Here is a 16,142-nt window from a genome sequence, read left to right on the forward strand (position 1 = left end):
CTTCCATCCTGGAAGACCTCGACCCTATCCGGCCGACGGCGCGCTAACCCCGACTACACCCTCAACTGCGAAGAGCCGGTAAAGGTGTTCATGCTGCCCTTCGGGTTGGTGATGTCGGGTGGGTGCGAGGGTGGAGCGTGGCCATACACTCGCACTTGACCGGTCAACCCGTCAAGTACGGAAACATAACGTTTACACGCCGAGGAGACAGCACGATGCCGCCGCAGACCCGCTCCGCCAGCCTCTACACCTTTCCCAGCGACCTCGTCGACGACGGTGTCGCCCGCGTGATCGACGACGCCCGGGCCGGCGGATTCGACACGCTCGCCGTGGCTCTCGCCTACCATCAGGCCCGTGACGTGCTGCCCCATCCGAGGGGGCCGCGACTGAGGTATCGGCGCGACGGAGTGTTCTTCGAACCCGACAGCGAGAAGTGGGCGAACTCGCCGATGCGACCGTCCGTGCAGTCCGCGCAAGAGAGGGCGGCGGTGGCCGAGCTGCTCGCCGCGCCCGACCGGCCCGCCGTCGAGTCGTGGACGGTGTTCCTGCACAACACCGGTCTCGGCGAGCAGCATCCGTCTGCGGCGACGGAGAACTGCTTCGGCGACCGGATCCTGTCGAACCTCTGCCCCGCGGCACCCCTCGCCCGCGCCTACGCGCGGGCGCTCGCCGACGACGTCTCGTCGCGCGGGCTCGACGTCGTCGCGGAGGCCCTGAGCCAGCAGACCTTCGGCCACGGCCACCACCACGAACGCAGCTTCGCTCCGGTGAGCGCGGGCGACGAGACCCTGATGAGCCTCTGTTTCTGCGAGGCGTGCATCGACCGTGCGGGCGACGTCGATACCGCGTCGCTCGCGGCGCGCTGCAGGGAGCGAGTGGATGCGGCGTGGGCGGGTGCCGCGGCGCTCCCGGCCACGCGAGACGCCCTCGTCGACGCGATCGGAGACGACCTTCTCGGGTTCCTCGCCGCCCGCGAGCGGGCGGTGACAGAACTCGCCGGCGAGGTCGCGGCCATCGTGCGCTCCCGCGGGCAGCGGCTCGCGTTCATGGACCTGACGGGGGCCGTGCTCGGCTACGACGACGGACGCCCGCAGGGCGCGCCCGCCGCCGACCAGGCCTGGCGGCTCGCGATCGATCCGGCAGCCGTCGCCTCTGCGGTGGACGCCTACGCCGTGCTCGGATACGCGCAAGACCCTGCGCGACTGCACGACGACGTCGCGTCGGTGCGGGCGGCGATCGGCGGGTGCGAACTGCGCGTGATCCTGCGCCCCGGCCACCCCGACACGACCTCGGCCTCGCACTGGCGCGAGAAGGAGGCCGCCGCAATCGCTGCCGGGGCCGACCGCGTCGACGCCTACAACTACGGCATGGCCCCCGAGCACGTGCTGGCGCGGCTCGAGCGGGGCTGAGGCGGAGTCGCCCGCTGGGCTCGAACTCGATCAGCGCTGCCGACGCAGCATCCGTTCGTGACCCCCGTAGCACACACTCCCGTTCGATCGGTATGCCCCGTTCGGTGTCGGATGTCGCGATTATGTTCGGAAACGACTCCTCAGCGGAGGGTCTCGAGCATCGGAGAAGCGAGTGAACACGGTGGAGGTCGATCGTCCCGAAGCGGGGGCCGTCTGGGCGCGCGTGGAGGACGGCTTTCACGTCGGCAGCAGGGGCGGAGAATTCCTCGGCTACATCGATCGGCAGCGCGACGGCCGCTGGCTGGCGTGCGACCTCTACTCCCGAGAGGTGGGGCTCTTCGCCGATTTGACGGCGGCGATGGAGGCCCTGACCGAGGTGGAGGCCTCCGAGCGGTCGCGCCGGCGATGACCGCAGGGTTGCTGTCGATCCTCTACTCGAGCAGCGCCGTCGAACCTTTCGACGACGAAAGGCTGCTCGCCCTGCTTCGGCAAAGCCGAGCGAACAACGAGCGCCACGCTCTCACCGGGATGCTGCTGTACCGCGGCGGCCGGTTCGTGCAGGTCCTCGAAGGCCCCGAGTCGGCGGTGCGTGAGGTGGTCGAGAGAATCGGCCGCGACCCGCGGCACACGAAGATGCGGATGCTGTTCGAAGAGCCCATCACCGAGCGCCAGTTCGCCGCGTGGACGATGGGGTACGAGCCGATCTCGGAGCCACGGGAACAGAAGCCGCCGGCGTTTCGCGACACCTTCGACGACCTCGAGGTGGGCGACGATGCCACCGCCACGCTGCGGGCCGTGCGTGAGTTGAGCCTCTGGTTTCGCGTGCGCGCTGCGTCGCGAGCGTAGGAGATGGCGCCGACGTAGGACGATTCGCGGAGGATCGTCCTGCCTGCGTGTCTTCGCCTACGCCGGTGATGCGCAGATTGCCGGACGAGAGGGTTGCGCCGGGTTCGCGTTGCGTGAACCGCATGTAAACAGGTACGGTAGCCGAAGTAGACGCGCACACCGCGGAGGCGTGCGCTGAGTCACTCCGGCTGAGGCCACGTCGCGCGGCGATTCTCGATTTCGCGCGCCCGCGTGCTCCTCGTCGACGATCTGGGGAGTAGCCACGTGTCAATTCGTCGCGCCCAAAAGCGCCATCGCGTCCTCGCGAATCCGCACCGCTCGACCGGTGATCGGCGACCCAGCGTGTGGAGGAAGGCCGTCGGCCTGCTGGCCAGCGCCGCCGTCGTCGCCTCGTCGCTCGTCGTCGCAGGAGCGGTCACGGCGGCGCCCGCCGTCGCCGCCGACCCGTTCTCCTGCACCCCCGGATCGGTGTTCGTGCAGAGCTCGACGGAGGTGCGCGAGTTCGATGTCACCACGAACGGCGGCACCCTCGGCGGCACGAGCTTCGGCTCCGGTCACTCCGACAACGGCCTCGGGGTGTCGGCGGGAGGCCGGTACGCCTACACCGTGACGAACTCCTCGGCGAACAAGACCCTGGCGAAGCACGACCGCGCCACCGACACGACGACGCGCACGAACTTCACCCTGAACTCCTCCGTGCTGCGCGGCGCCGTGCACCCGGCCACCGGCGTCTACTACTTCGCCAGCGGCACCATCGACAACGCCATCAACATCTACGCGTGGAACGAGAGCGTCTCGCCGCAGACCTTCGTGCAGGTCGGTACGTTGCGCCCCTCGGCCGGCAGCGGTGCCTTCGGTCTGAACGGCGACATGGCGTTCAGCGCCTCGGGCCAGCTCGTCATCGTCGCAGACAGCTACATCTACTCCGCAGATCTGCCGCTCACCCTCACCCCGAGCACGGCCACGATCAGTGCCAAGCAGGTGCACGACATGGGCGCGGGGATCCAGGGCAACGGCATCGCGTTCGGCAACCTGGGCCACATCTTCGTCTCGGTCAGCGGGGGCGGCAATCGCATCATCGAGGTCGATCTCGGGCGAGGCGTGACGGTCAACACCACCAGCCTCGGCAGCTTCGCGCCGACCGACATGGCGAGCTGCACGTTCCCGAACACGCTCACGCTGAAGAAGGACCTACCGGGAGGACGGCACGCGCCCACCGACCAGTTCGCCCTCACCGTCGACGCGCCGAGCGGGTATCTCGTGCCGCGCACGAGCACCACCACCACCGGCACCGCGACGGGCGTGCAGGCCGAATACGCCGGACCCATCTTCACCAACCAGGGCGACACCTTCACCCTGTCCGAATCCGCCGCCGGCACCACGGATCTCGACCGATACGCATCGTCGCTGAGCTGTGTGCAGCAGAACTCCGACGGCACGACGCTTCCCGTCACGGTGCTCTCGGGCGACCGGGTCGTGCAGCCCGCGGGCGACCTCGGCACCGAGGTGGTGTGCACGTTCGTCAACGACCGCCTGACGCCCGACATGGCGCTGCGTAAGACCTCCGACCCGGCCGGCGGCACGCCTGTCGCCGCAGGTCAGAAGATCACCTACACGGTAGAGGCGGAGAACACCGGCAACACGGTGCTCGACCCCGTCACCGTCGCGGACGACCTCTCGGATGTGCGAGCGCACGCCGAGTACCAGGACGACGTGGCGACCGCGATCGACGGCACCCCCGTCTCGACCGACGCCGCGACGATCACCGGCGACGACCTCGCCTGGACCGGGGCGCTCGAACCCGGCCAGATCGTGACGATCACCTATTCGGTCATCGTCAACGAGGGCGTCGCGGGCGAGAAGATCGCCAACAGCGTGACCGCCTCGGGTACCCCTCCCGGTCCGTTCCCGCCGGTCACCCCTCCCGTCGTGACGACAGAGAACCCCGTCGCCGGCTTCGAGATCGCCAAGACCGCCGACCCCGCATCCGGCACCGTCGTCGAGCCCGGGCAGACCATCGAATACACGGTGACCGGCACGAACACGGGCGCCACCGTGCTCGACCCCGCGACGATCACCGACGACCTGTCGGGCGTCTTCGCACACGCCGAGTACAACGACGACATCGTCACCGCCATCAACGGTGTCGAGGTGACCTCGGGCGCCGCCGCCGTCGCACAGGACGACCTGACGTGGACCGGCGCGCTGCAGCCCGGTGACATCATCACCATCACCTACTCCGCGACCGTCGCCGACGACGCCTCGGGCCAGGTGCTCGACAACTCGGCCACGGGATCGGGCACCCCCACCACCCCGAACCCGGAAGACCCGAGTGGTCCGCCGATCCCCGGCGAGCCGATCGTGCCGCCGACGGTCACGACGCAGCATCCGGTCATCGGATCGGGCTTCACGATCAGCAAGACGGCCGACCCGGCCTCGGGAACGGCCGTGGAGGCCGGCGACACGATCGCCTACACGATCGTCGCGACCAACACCGGTGACACCCTGCTCGACCCCGTCGAGATCGCCGACGACCTCTCGGCGGTGCTCGACAACACCCGCTACAACGACGACGTCGCGGCCGATCGCGGGAACGCGAGCATCGCGGGCGACGAGCTCACCTGGAACGGATCTCTCCCGCCGGGTGCGTCGGTGACCATCACCTACTCGGTGACGGTGGACGAGGGGGTCCGCACCGCGCTGCTGCGCAACACCGTGACCGGTGACGCCACGCCGCGGATCCCCGTCGACCCGACCGACCCCGAGAGCCCGACGACCCCGGGCACGCCCCTCACTCCGCCGCCGGCCGAGACGCAGCATCCCGTCGTCGACAACGGCTTCGAGATCGTCAAGTCGGCCGACCCCGCCTCGGGCACCGCCGCGCGGGCCGGCGACACGATCACGTACACCGTGACGGGCACGAACACGGGCAACACCGTGCTCGAGCCCGCGTCGATCAGCGACGACCTGTCGGCCGTTCTGGAGAGCGCTCGGTACAACGACGACGTCTCGGCGACGGTCGGCGAGGTTCTCGCAGACGGGAACACGCTCACCTGGCGTGGCACCCTCGCCCCCGGCGGCGAGGTCGTCATCACCTACACGGTGACCGTGAACGACGATGCGACCGGCGTGCTGCTGCGCAACACCGTCGAGGGAGAGGGCACGCCGCTCATTCCCGAAGACCCGACGGATCCCGACAGCCCGACCACCCCGGGTGAGCCCGTCACGCCGCCTCCGGCAACCACCGAGCACCCGGTCGTGAACCCCGGTTTCGAGATCGCCAAGTCGGCCGACCCCGCCAGCGGCACGCGCGTCGACCCCGGCAGCGTGATCCGCTACACGGTGACCGGCACGAACACGGGCGACACGACGCTCGAGCCCGTCGACCTCACCGACGACCTGTCGGGCGTGCTCGCGAACGCGGCCTACAACGGTGACGTCTCGGCCGACCGTGGCGACGCAGTGGTGACGGGCAACACCCTCACCTGGAACGGAACGCTCGCACCGGGCGCCGCCGTGGTGATCACCTACTCGGTGACCGTTGCGTCCGACGCGGGCGGCGAACTCATCGACAACTCGGTGTCGGGCGAAGCGACCCCGCTCATGCCCGAAGACCCGAGCGACCCCGACAGTCCGACGACGCCCGGCGTTCCGGTCGTGCCGCCGACCGTGACCACCGAGCACCCGGTCAACCAGCCCGGCTTCACGTTCGCGAAGACGGTCGACCCGGCATCCGGTACCGCGGTCGACCCCGGCCAGGTGCTCACCTACACCCTCACGGGCACCAACACCGGTGAGACGGCGCTCGATCCCGTCGACATCGTCGACGACCTCTCGGGCGTGCTCGCGCACTCGTCGTACAACGACGATGCCGTCGCGACGATCAACGGAGAGCCCGCCGTCGCGCCCGCGGTCGCCGGCGACGAGCTCACGTGGACCGGTTCTCTCGAGGTCGGCCAGGCCGTCACCGTCCGCTACACGGTGACGGTGGGGCCGGATGCTGCGGGCACCGTTCTGGCGAACTCGGCCCGCGCGACGGCCACGCCCCCCGGAGGCGAGGAGATCACCCCGCCACCCAGCACGACGAAGACCCCCGTGAACCTGCCCGGGTTCTCGGTGTCGAAGAGCGCCGACCCCGCGACCGGCACCGCCGTCGACCCCGGCAGCGTCATCACCTACACGGTGACCGGCGTCAACACGGGTGAGACCGCGCTCGACCCGGTGACGATCGTCGACGACCTGTCGGGCGTGCTCGACCACGCGGAGTACAACGACGATGCGACCGCGACCATCGACGGCTCGGCGAGCACGGCTCCCTCCGTCGCCGAAGGACGGCTGTCGTGGACGGGTGCGCTCGCCGTGGGGCGGACCGTGACGGTCACCTACTCGGTGACGGTCGATGCCGACGCCGGGGGAGCGGTGCTCGAGAACATCGCGACCGGCTCGGCCACGCCTCCGGGCGGCGTGCCGCCGATCGAGACGCCGCCGGCGACCACGCAGCATCCGGTCAAGGAACCCGGTTTCGCGCTCGTCAAGACCGCCGACCCCGCGTCGGGCACCCGCGTCGACCCGGGCAGCGTCATCACCTACACGGTGACCGGCATCAACACCGGCGAGACCGCGCTCGACCCGGTGGTGATCAGCGATGACCTCTCGGCCGTGCGTGCGAACGCCGCCTACAACGACGACGCGGTCGCATCGGTGGGAGGATCGGCGGTCGAGGCCCCCGCGGTCGACGGCGACACGCTCTCGTGGCGCGGGCCGCTGGCCGTCGGCGAGCGGGTCACGATCAGCTACTCGGTGACGGTGAACGGCGACGCGGGCGGCACGACGATCACGAACGTGGTCGACGGCGTCGCGGTGCCCCCGGGAGGGGTTGTCATCACGCCGCCTCCGACGAGCACCGAGCACCCCGTCGGCACGCCCGGTTTCGCGTTCGAGAAGTCGTCGAACCCGGGATCCGGTGCGGTCGTCGCCACCGGTAGCGTCGTGACCTACACCCTCACCGGCACGAACACCGGCGAGACCGCGCTCGACGAGGTCGTCATCACCGACGACCTCGGGCAGGTGCTGTCGCACGCCGCATTCACCGACGACGTCGTGGCCACGGTCGGAGACCGCACGGTCGCCGCCCCGGTGCGCACGGGCACGCAGCTCGCATGGACCGGATCGCTCGCGGAGGGCGAGACCGTCACCGTGACCTACTCGGTCACCGTGAAGGCCGACGCCGCCGGCCAGACGCTGAAGAACGTCGCCGTGGCTACGGCCACGCCCCCGGGCGGCGTCACGATCACCCCTCCGGCGAGCGAGACAGCGCACCGCGTGCTCACGCCCCTCGCCGTCACCGGCGGGCAGATCGCCCCGTGGGTCTTCGCCCTCGGCGCGATGCTGCTTCTCGGCGGCGGGGCACTGCTGGTCGTTCGTCGTCGCCGACGCTCCGCCGACTGACGACGACGCGGCGTCACCGCGAAACGGGGCTCATCACCGCGATGGGCCCCGTTTCGCGTGGGTGCGTCACTGCGAGAGGTCTCGACTCAGACGGTCGAGCAGGTTCTCGAGCGAGACCTCGAACTCCTCGTCGCTGCGGTCTTCGCTGAGCAGCACCCGCAGTCGGCTCACCTCCGGGGCCTGGGACAGGTTCATCTCGCCGTCGCCCTCGGGAATCGTCGCGTCTCCCTCGTCGAGCGGCTCTTCGACGGGTCCCGTCTCGGCTCCGCGTACGGCCGATTCGAGAAGCAGCTGGCCGAGAAGGAAACTGCTGAACGATCGGTAGGCGTCGACGGCCTGCTGGTCGGTGAAACCGTGCCCGATCAGCGTGCTGAGGAACGAGTTCACGATCTCGACGCTGCGCAGCGGCGGGCGCAGCCAGGGGGCCGCGGGGTGGCGGGTGGCGACGAGGGGAAACGCCATCGGGTGCTCGATCGCGATGCGGCGCACCTGGTGCGCGACCGTCTGCAAGAACCCCTGCCAGTGGTCGGTCACCTCGCCGACGAGGTTCGCGCTGAGGTCGGCCATCAGCAACGCGACGACGCCCTCGAGCAGATCCTCCCGCCCGTGCACGTAGCGATAAAGAGACATCGCCTCGACGCCGAGCTCTTGCGCGAGCGATCTCATCGACAGCCCCTGGGCACCCGTGCGATCGATCTGGCCCAGCGCGGTCGCGAGGATCAGGTCGCGACGCAGCTTCGGCTCCGAGGGGCGCCCCGGCTTCTTCGTCTGACGTGCCACCGAGTCGCCTCCTTCGCGGTCGTCCCATTATCGCGTTTGCGCACCGCTGTCTACCGAGAGTGGGCTATCCGCCGAAGGGAGAGACTTACGCTGTAAGTTTTCGCATCTTCGTCCTGAAGGGACAATCATGAACTTTCCTCAAGCGCTGGAAGGGGGGCTTGCGGCCGTCATCGCGTTCGTGCCGCTGGCTCTGCTGTTCCTGCTCATCCTCGTCGTCGGCCTCGTCGTCGCGAAGCTGATCTCCAAGGGCCTCGAGAAACTGCTGGAGAAGGTCGGATTCGACCGGCTCGTCGAACGCGGCGGCATCAAGAAGGCCCTCGCGAAGTCGAAGCTCGACGCCTCCGACATCGTCGCCAAGATCGTCTACTACGCGCTCGTGCTGTTCGTGTTGCAGTTCGCCTTCGGAGTCTTCGGGCCCAACCCGGTCAGCGACCTCCTCGAGGGAATCATCGCCTTCCTGCCGAAGATCATCGTCGCGATCATCATCGTCGTGATCGCCGCGGCCATCGCGGCCGGTGCCAAGGCGCTCATCCAGAACACCCTCGGTGGGCTGTCGTACGGAAAGATCCTCGGCAACATCGTCGCGATCTTCATCCTGTTCCTCGGCATCACTGCCGCGCTGAACCAGGTCGAGGTGGCCACGACCGTCACGACGCCGATTCTCATCGCGGTTCTCGCGATCATCGCCGGAGTCATCATCGTCGGCGCGGGTGGAGGCCTCATCAAGCCCATGCAGCAGCGATGGGAAGCTCTGCTGACCAAGGCGGAAGAAGAAGCGCCGAAGATCCAGCAGGAAGCGCAGAAGGCTCCCTCGGTCGCCGACCAGGCCTCGCAGGCCGCACACCAGGCGCAGGCTGCCACCCGCAGCCAGCCCCAGCGTCCGCCGCAGCCCCCGCAGCTGCCGCGCGTCTGAGGCAGAAACCGCAGAGGGGCCGACCTCGCCGTCCTGGCGGGGTCGGCCCCTCTGTGCGCGGCTGACACGTCACCACGTTCGGGCCGATCCTGCCGCCGTGCGGGGTCGGCCCTTCGGCGTCTCGGGGCGGGGCGGGCGTAGGAGGAGGCGCCGGCGTAGGACGATGCGCGGCGCAGCATCCTGCCTGCGCGCCTTCTCCTGTGCCGGGAACGCCGGGGGCGGATGCGGCGTGGCGGCCGCGGCTGCGCAGCATCCGGTCTCGCGGCATACGCCGGGGAAGGGTCGAGCGCAAGCCCGGGGTCACCCGGATCGTCGCGACCTACGGTGAGGGCTTCCCCCGAGAGATGAGTCACGCATGTTCCGCTTCCTGCTCCGCTTCGCCCCCGTGCTGTACCCGATCGCGCGCAAGCTCTGGCGCTCGCGCCAGGCGAAGAACGCCGGCCAGACCCCGCCCACTGGCACCACGCGCCGCTGAGCGCAAGGGTGGTGCCGGTGGGCGGGGTGAGCGCCTAACGTTCCGGGCATGGCTGATCAGTACACCTTCGACAACCCCGTCACCCGCTACGCCCGCGTCGAGCCGCCCGTGCAGCACCAGAGCGAGCCGGGCGTGCAGGGCGAGATGACCCCCGTGCCCGACCTCGGCGAGACGTCGTACCGCGGAAGCGGTCGCCTCACCGGCCGGAAGGCCCTCATCACGGGCGGCGACTCCGGCATCGGCGGTGCCGTGGCGATCGCGTTCGCGCGCGAGGGCGCCGACGTCGCGATCGTGCACCTGCCCGACGAGCAGGCCGACGCCGACCACGTGCTCGAGCTCGTGCGCGAGGCCGGACGCACCGGCGTGTCGATCGCAACCGACATCTCGGATGCGGCGGCCTGCCGTGCGCTCGTCGCCGAGGCCGTCGAAGCGCTCGGCGGACTCGACATCCTCGTGAATAATGCCGGCAAGCAGGTGGCCGTCGACCGCGTGGAAGACCTCAGCGACGAGCAGTTCGAAGAGACCTTCCGCACGAACGTGTTCGCCAACTTCTGGATCACCAAGGCCGCGCTCGCGCACCTGCCGGCCGGTGCGAGCATCATCAACACCGCGTCGCTGGAGGCGTACAAGCCCGCGCCCGACCGGCTCGACTACGCGGCGACCAAGGCCGCCGTGAACAACCTGTCGAAGGGTCTCGCGCAGCAACTGGCACCCCGCGGCATCCGCGTGAACATCGTCGCGCCCGGCCCGACCTGGTCGGCTCTGCAGGTCAGCGGCGGCGTCTCGGACGAGCAGATGAAGGCCTTCGACGACGAGAGCACCTACCAGCGCGCCGGGCAGCCCGCCGAGATCGCACCCGCGTTCGTGTTCCTCGCGTCGGCCGAGTCGAGCTACGTCTCGGGCGAGACGCTCAACGTCAACGGCGGCATGGTCACGCCGTAGTCCCCGCGTATCGCCGGTCGAGATGCCACGACACCCGGATGGGTGGGGCGCGCGCTCCGGGTGTCTTGGCATCTCAGGGGATGGCGGCGGATGCTGCGCGGGAGACGCGTAGAGGGATGCCGGGGCCGAACGCAAGCCGCCCCGAAAACTGGCGCGGTGCCCGAGTGTTGAGGTCATGGTGGTTTCGAACACGCGTGCGCCCGTCGTCGTCTGCGCCCTGCCGGGCTTCGCGGAGCGCGCGGGGTCGACCGACGGCGAACTCGACGTGCGCCCGGTCGAACGCGCAGATCTCGATCACGTCATCGCGCAGCTGGCGTCCTATGACGGCCGACGCTTCGTGGTCGCCGGTGCGGGAGCGGAGGCCGCGGTCGTCGCCGCGGTCGTGGAGCGGCTGCTCAGCGGCGAGGCGCCCGTGTTCGGGCTTGTCGGGGTGGTGCTGGCGGAGCCCGAGGGCGACCTCGGAGCCGAGGTGTTCGACCTGCCGACGTGCGTTCTCGCGGGCGCACAACCTCGGACGAACCGGGTGGATGAGGTCGAAACGGGCACCGGGAGCCCGCGCGAGCGAGGAGTGTCCGAAGATGTGCGGGCGGTCTCGCGCACCTTCCCCCGAGCCCGGGCCGGGCAGCTCGCCGACTTCGTCGCGCGCGAGATCGCGCCGGCCCCGGCGGTGCCCGAGGAATGGGCTCGCTTGATCGCCTCGGATCGCGTCGATGTCGAGGTGCGCAGCATCCTGTCTCGGCGCTCTCTGCCCGACGACGTCGAGTACGCCCCGCGGGTGATGGATGCGGCGCAGCTGACGCTGCTGCGCGAGATCGCCGACCTCGTGGTGCCGCAGGACGGCCCGGCGATCGACCTGGCCGCTCGCGTCGATGCCCAGCTCTCGCGCGGCGAGGGCGACGGGTGGCGGAACGCAGCGCTGCCGCCCGACCCCGAGGCCTACCGCACCGGGCTCACGGCGCTCGCCGACCGCTGGGCGGGGGAGGAGACCCTCCGCGCCGCGATCGAGGGTGAGCTCGAGGCGGGCGGGCCGTTCTCCGCCGCGCAGCTGGCAGCCTGGCTGGAAGACGTGCGGGTCGATCTCGTGCGGCAGTGGCTCGCTCACCCCGCCACCGCGGCGAAGGCGGGATTCGACGGGTTCGCCACGGGCGGCACCGTGCTGCCGCTGCGCGGGTTCGGCGAACTCGGGAGCGGAACGCGAGACGCGTGGGAGCCGGCGGGGGTGAACGCGTGAACCTCGAGAACATGCGCGCCTACGCCGATGACGAGATCGTCGACGTCGTCGTCGTCGGAACGGGAGCCGGCGGCGCCCCGCTTCTCGCCGAAATGGCCCGTCGCGGCCTGAGCGCGGTCGCCTTCGAGGCGGGCCGCAACTTCGACCTCGATGACTTCACGACCGACGAGACCGAGGCGGTGCGCATCAACTGGATGTCGGAGCGGCTGAGCGGGGGAGCAGACCCCACCGCGTTCGGTGCGAACAACAGCGGCATCGGGGTGGGCGGCTCGACCCTGCACTGGGGCGCCTTCGCGCCCCGCCCCGACCGGCGCGACCTGCGCCTGCGCAGCGAGACGGGCGAGGGGCGCGACTGGCCGCTCGACCCGGAAGAGCTGTTGCGCTACGTCGTCCGCGTCGAGGGAGACATCGGCGTCTCGGGGCCCGTGCCCTACCCGTGGGACTCCGACCGCGCCTACGCGTACAAGGCCCCGGCCCGCAACGGCTCGGCCGACATCGTCGCGCGCGGAGCCGACGCCCTCGGCATCCGCACCGCCGACGCCCCGGCCGCCGTGCTCACGCGCGCCCGGCTGCAGCCGTACCTCGGTGAGCGCGGCTCCTGCCAGTCGTGCGGCGCGTGTCATCAGGGCTGTCGATTCAGCGCGAAGGCCACCATGGCGACGACGTACCTGCCCGCCGCGATCGCGCTCGGCGCCGAGATCCGCGCGGAGTCGATGGTGCACGGCATCGAGCTCGACGCTCGTGGTCACGTGGAAGCCGTCGTCTACCGCCGAGACGGCGTCGAACGGCGCCAGCGCTGCCGCGCCCTCGTGCTCGCCGCGGGAGGAATCGAGACCCCGCGCCTGCTGCTGCACACCGGGCTCGCGAATTCGAGCGGCCAGGTCGGGCGAAACTTCCTCGCCCACGGGGCGACTCAGGTCTGGGGGCGTTTCGACGAGGCCGTGCGCGCGTACCGCGGTTACCCGTCGTCGCTCATCAGCGAAGACATGCTGAGACCCGCGGATGCCGATTTCGCCGGCGGCTACCTTCTGCAGAGCCTCGGAGTCATGCCGCTCACGTACGCGACCACCCTCGCGCGCGGGGGTGGGATGTGGGGCCGTGAGCTCGTCGAACGGGCCCTCGATGCGCGCTTCTACGCCGGCATCGGCATGAACGGGGAGTGCCTGCCGACGGAGGACAACCGGCTCGAACTCGTCGACGAACTCGACGAGTGGGGCATCCCGCGCGCACGAATCGACTTCACCGCCGGTGCGAACGAGAAAGCGCTCGATGCTCACGCCACCCGCACGATGGAGAGCATCATGCGCGCCGCTGGGGCGAGCGAGACCATCGTGCTGACCCGTACCGCGCACACCGTGGGCACGTGCCGCATGTCGAGCGACCCGGGCGACGGCGTGGTCGATGCCGACGGTCGGTCGCACGACATCCCGAACCTCTGGATCAGCGACAACTCGGTCTTCCCGAGCTCCCTGGCCGCGAACCCGGCGCCGACCATCATGGCGATGTCGCTGCGCACCGCAGACCGGATGCTGGCGTCCGCCGACTAGGCCCGCGGACCCTTCGACGAGCTCAGGGACCGCCTCCAGGCCGGCCGCTGAGCCTGTCGAAGCGTCCGGCGCGCCCCGGGACGTAGCATCCGTCGCATGTACCCGGTCGTCCGCAATTCGTCAACGCTCGGCTCGAGGCAAGGTTCGCGGCGCACCATGTCGGGCATGACAGAGATCACCGCACACCACGGACTGCTGACCGACATCAACCTGCACGTCGACGACACCGGCGGATCGGGTCGCCCGGTCGTGCTGATCCACGGCTGGCCCCTCTCGGGTGAGTCGTGGTCGGAGCAGGTTCCGGCCCTCGAGAAGGCCGGCTACCGCGTCATCACGTACGACCGCCGCGGCTTCGGGCGCAGCGACAAGCCCCGCACCGGCTACGACTACGACACGTTCGCCGATGACCTCGCGGCCGTCCTGGCGGCCCTCGACCTGCGCGACGTCACGCTCGTGGGCTTCTCGATGGGCGGCGGCGAAGTCGCCCGCTACGTCACGAAGCACGGTACCGATCGCGTGAAGAGCGTCGTGTTCGCCGCCGCCGTGCCGCCGTACCTGAAGAAGAGCGCCGACAACCCCGAGGGTCCTCTCGACGACGAGACCGCCGCCGGCATGGAGAAGGGGCTGCGCGAGGATGAGAAGAGCTTCTACCACCAGTTCACGACCGCCTTCTTCTCGGTCGACGGCACGCTGAGGGTGAGCGACGCGCAGCAGGCCGACGCCGAGCGGCTCGCCAACCAGGCCGACCACCACGCGGCGCTGAAGTCGATGGAAGCGTTCGCCACCACCGACTTCCGTGACGATCTGCCCCACGTCACCGTGCCGGCGCTCGTCATCCACGGCGACAGCGACGGCACCGTGCCCTTCGAGGGCTCGGGAAAGCGCACCCACGAGGCGATCGTCGGCAGCGAACTCGTCGTCGTCGAGGGCGCGCCCCACGGCCTCAACGTCAGCCACGCCGAGCAGTTCAACACCGCGCTCCTGAGCTTCCTCAACCGCTGAGTCGCTCCTTCGCCGCCGTGTGTGCCTCACCGGTGGAGGAGATCTCGCGAGCGGAGGACGGAGAGCCGGCGATCCCACCTCCGCCCGTGAGATCTCCTCCGCTCGCGACGGTGCGCACGGCGGGAGCGTGCATCGACGACACGCCCACGCCGGCGTTTCAGCGACCTCATAGCCGAGGAGAGCATGCTAGAAGATCCGTCTGAACCGAGGTACGCGTGAACGCACTGCTCGACATCGGCATCCTTTCCGGACCGGCTGTCATCGCCGTCATCGTCGTCGCAGGCATCGTCGCCGCTCTCTTCGTGCTCGTGCGTCCGAGCACGAGATGGAGACGCGGCACCTGGGTCGTGACCGCCGTCGGGTCGGCCCTCGCCGGAGGCCTCATCGGCGCCGCGCTGACCTGGCTGATCGCGGATCAGATGAACGCTTTCGGCGTCGATCTCACCTTCGCGTCGCGCTCATGGATCGCGCTGGCCTTCGCCGGGACCGCCGTCGCCCTCGCCTCGCTCTGGCGCGCGAGCTGGAAGCGGGTCGTGGCCGTGCCGCTGGCTGTCGTGCTGTTCGTCGCCACCGCGGGGATGGGGGTCAACATCGCGTTCGGCAAGTACCCGACGATCCGCAGCGCTCTCGGACTGAGCGCCTACGCCGGGGACGTGCTGCCCGATCTGCACATCGGATCGACCAATCGCCCGACCATCGCCGAATGGACCGCCCCGGCCGGCATGCCCGTCCAGGGGAGCATGGCGTCGGTGGTCATCCCCGCGACGGTGTCGGGCTTCCCCGCGCGCGACGCGACCGTCTACCTGCCGCCCGCCGCGTTGACCGAGAACGCGCCCCTGCTGCCGGTGCTCATCATGATGTCGGGGCAGCCGGGCTCGACCGACGAGGTGTTCACCGTCGGGCGCCTGCGCGAGACGCTCGACGCCTACGCCGCGGCGCACCAGGGGCTCGCCCCGATCGTCGTCTCACCCGATCAGCTGGGCAACTCCGACGCGAATCCGATGTGCGTCGACTCGCCGCTCGGCAACTCGGCGACGTACATCACCGTCGACGTGCCGAACTGGATCACCGCGCACCTGCCCGTACTCCCCTCGCCCGGCGGGTGGGGCGTGGGGGGACTGTCACAGGGCGGCACCTGTTCGATTCAGCTCGGCGCGCAGCATCCGGAGCTCTTCAGCGCGATCCTCGACGCCTCGGGAGAGGAGTTTCCCACGTTGGGAGACCCCGCCACGACCATCGAGAAGGGCTTCGGGGGCGACGCGGCGAGGTACGCCGCCGCCTACCCCGCCGCGATCATGGCGTCGAAGGCGCCGTACACCGACATGTTCGCCGTGTTCGGCGTGGGCAGCGCCGACTCGGCGTTCCTCCCCGGGGTGAAGGCCCTGTACGCCGCCGCGCAGGCCGCGGGGATGACGGCGACGTACGTCGAGTCGGAGGGCAACGCCCACGACGCGGCGGCGTGGAGCTACGTGTTCTCGGTCGGGCTCCCGCTCATCGCCGACCACTGGGGCCTGAACCGGTAGGTGGGCGGCCCTTCGACAGGCTCAGG

At 70.1% G+C, this 16,142-nt stretch carries 11 protein-coding genes; 10 read left to right on the forward strand and 1 reads right to left on the reverse strand.

Translation table 11 applies throughout. From position 1 onward, the window contains the following. Window positions 1-215 precede the first annotated feature (215 nt). The 4 genes from DEA06_RS13615 (at window position 216) to DEA06_RS13630 (ending at window position 7,703) form a co-directional block, all read left to right on the forward strand. The gene (locus DEA06_RS13615) at window positions 216-1,409 is read left to right on the forward strand and encodes a hypothetical protein (protein WP_116648561.1); all 1,194 of its coding nucleotides are present in this window, start codon (window positions 216-218) and stop codon (window positions 1,407-1,409) included. Between the two features lie 172 nt (window positions 1,410-1,581). After that, the gene (locus DEA06_RS13620; protein WP_240606957.1) at window positions 1,582-1,818 is read left to right on the forward strand and encodes a hypothetical protein; all 237 of its coding nucleotides are present in this window, start codon (window positions 1,582-1,584) and stop codon (window positions 1,816-1,818) included. Then, a complete protein-coding gene (locus tag DEA06_RS13625) occupies window positions 1,815-2,255 on the forward strand; it encodes a BLUF domain-containing protein (RefSeq protein WP_116648562.1) in 441 nt (146 codons plus the stop codon). Before DEA06_RS13620 ends, DEA06_RS13625 begins: the two co-directional genes overlap by 4 nt. A gap of 342 nt (window positions 2,256-2,597) precedes the next feature. Beyond that, window positions 2,598-7,703 (forward strand): isopeptide-forming domain-containing fimbrial protein, encoded by a 5,106-nt coding sequence (locus DEA06_RS13630; RefSeq protein ID WP_240606958.1) that lies wholly within the window; start codon window positions 2,598-2,600, stop codon window positions 7,701-7,703. 66 nt (window positions 7,704-7,769) lie between these two features. On the opposite strand, the gene DEA06_RS13635 is transcribed toward DEA06_RS13630, so the two are convergent. Beyond that, window positions 7,770-8,483, reverse strand: coding sequence for a TetR/AcrR family transcriptional regulator C-terminal domain-containing protein (locus tag DEA06_RS13635; RefSeq protein ID WP_116648563.1), 714 nt, complete (start codon window positions 8,481-8,483; stop codon window positions 7,770-7,772). Between the two features lie 127 nt (window positions 8,484-8,610). On the opposite strand from DEA06_RS13635, the gene DEA06_RS13640 reads away from it, so the two are divergent. From DEA06_RS13640 to DEA06_RS13665, 6 genes are all read left to right on the forward strand, one after another. Next, on the forward strand, window positions 8,611-9,396 hold the full coding sequence (locus DEA06_RS13640; RefSeq protein ID WP_116648564.1) for a hypothetical protein: 786 nt from the start codon (window positions 8,611-8,613) through the stop codon (window positions 9,394-9,396). 523 nt (window positions 9,397-9,919) lie between these two features. Beyond that, entirely contained in the window at window positions 9,920-10,813 is an 894-nt protein-coding gene (locus DEA06_RS13645) for an SDR family oxidoreductase (protein WP_116648565.1), read from the forward strand. Window positions 10,814-10,988: 175 nt separating this feature from the next. Next, the gene (locus tag DEA06_RS13650) at window positions 10,989-12,044 is read left to right on the forward strand and encodes a hypothetical protein (RefSeq protein ID WP_116648566.1); all 1,056 of its coding nucleotides are present in this window, start codon (window positions 10,989-10,991) and stop codon (window positions 12,042-12,044) included. Further along, window positions 12,041-13,591, forward strand: coding sequence for a GMC family oxidoreductase (locus DEA06_RS13655; RefSeq protein WP_240606959.1), 1,551 nt, complete (start codon window positions 12,041-12,043; stop codon window positions 13,589-13,591). Before DEA06_RS13650 ends, DEA06_RS13655 begins: the two co-directional genes overlap by 4 nt. A gap of 165 nt (window positions 13,592-13,756) precedes the next feature. Then, window positions 13,757-14,593: an alpha/beta hydrolase gene (locus DEA06_RS13660; RefSeq protein ID WP_116648674.1), complete on the forward strand. Its 837-nt coding sequence runs from the start codon at window positions 13,757-13,759 to the stop codon at window positions 14,591-14,593. A 215-nt stretch (window positions 14,594-14,808) separates the two neighbouring features. Continuing rightward, window positions 14,809-16,116: an alpha/beta hydrolase-fold protein gene (locus tag DEA06_RS13665; RefSeq protein WP_116648567.1), complete on the forward strand. Its 1,308-nt coding sequence runs from the start codon at window positions 14,809-14,811 to the stop codon at window positions 16,114-16,116. Window positions 16,117-16,142 lie beyond the last annotated feature (26 nt).

The organism is Microbacterium sp. Gd 4-13 (genome assembly GCF_003095395.1).
In the GTDB taxonomy this organism is placed as follows: Bacteria; Actinomycetota; Actinomycetes; order Actinomycetales; family Microbacteriaceae; genus Microbacterium.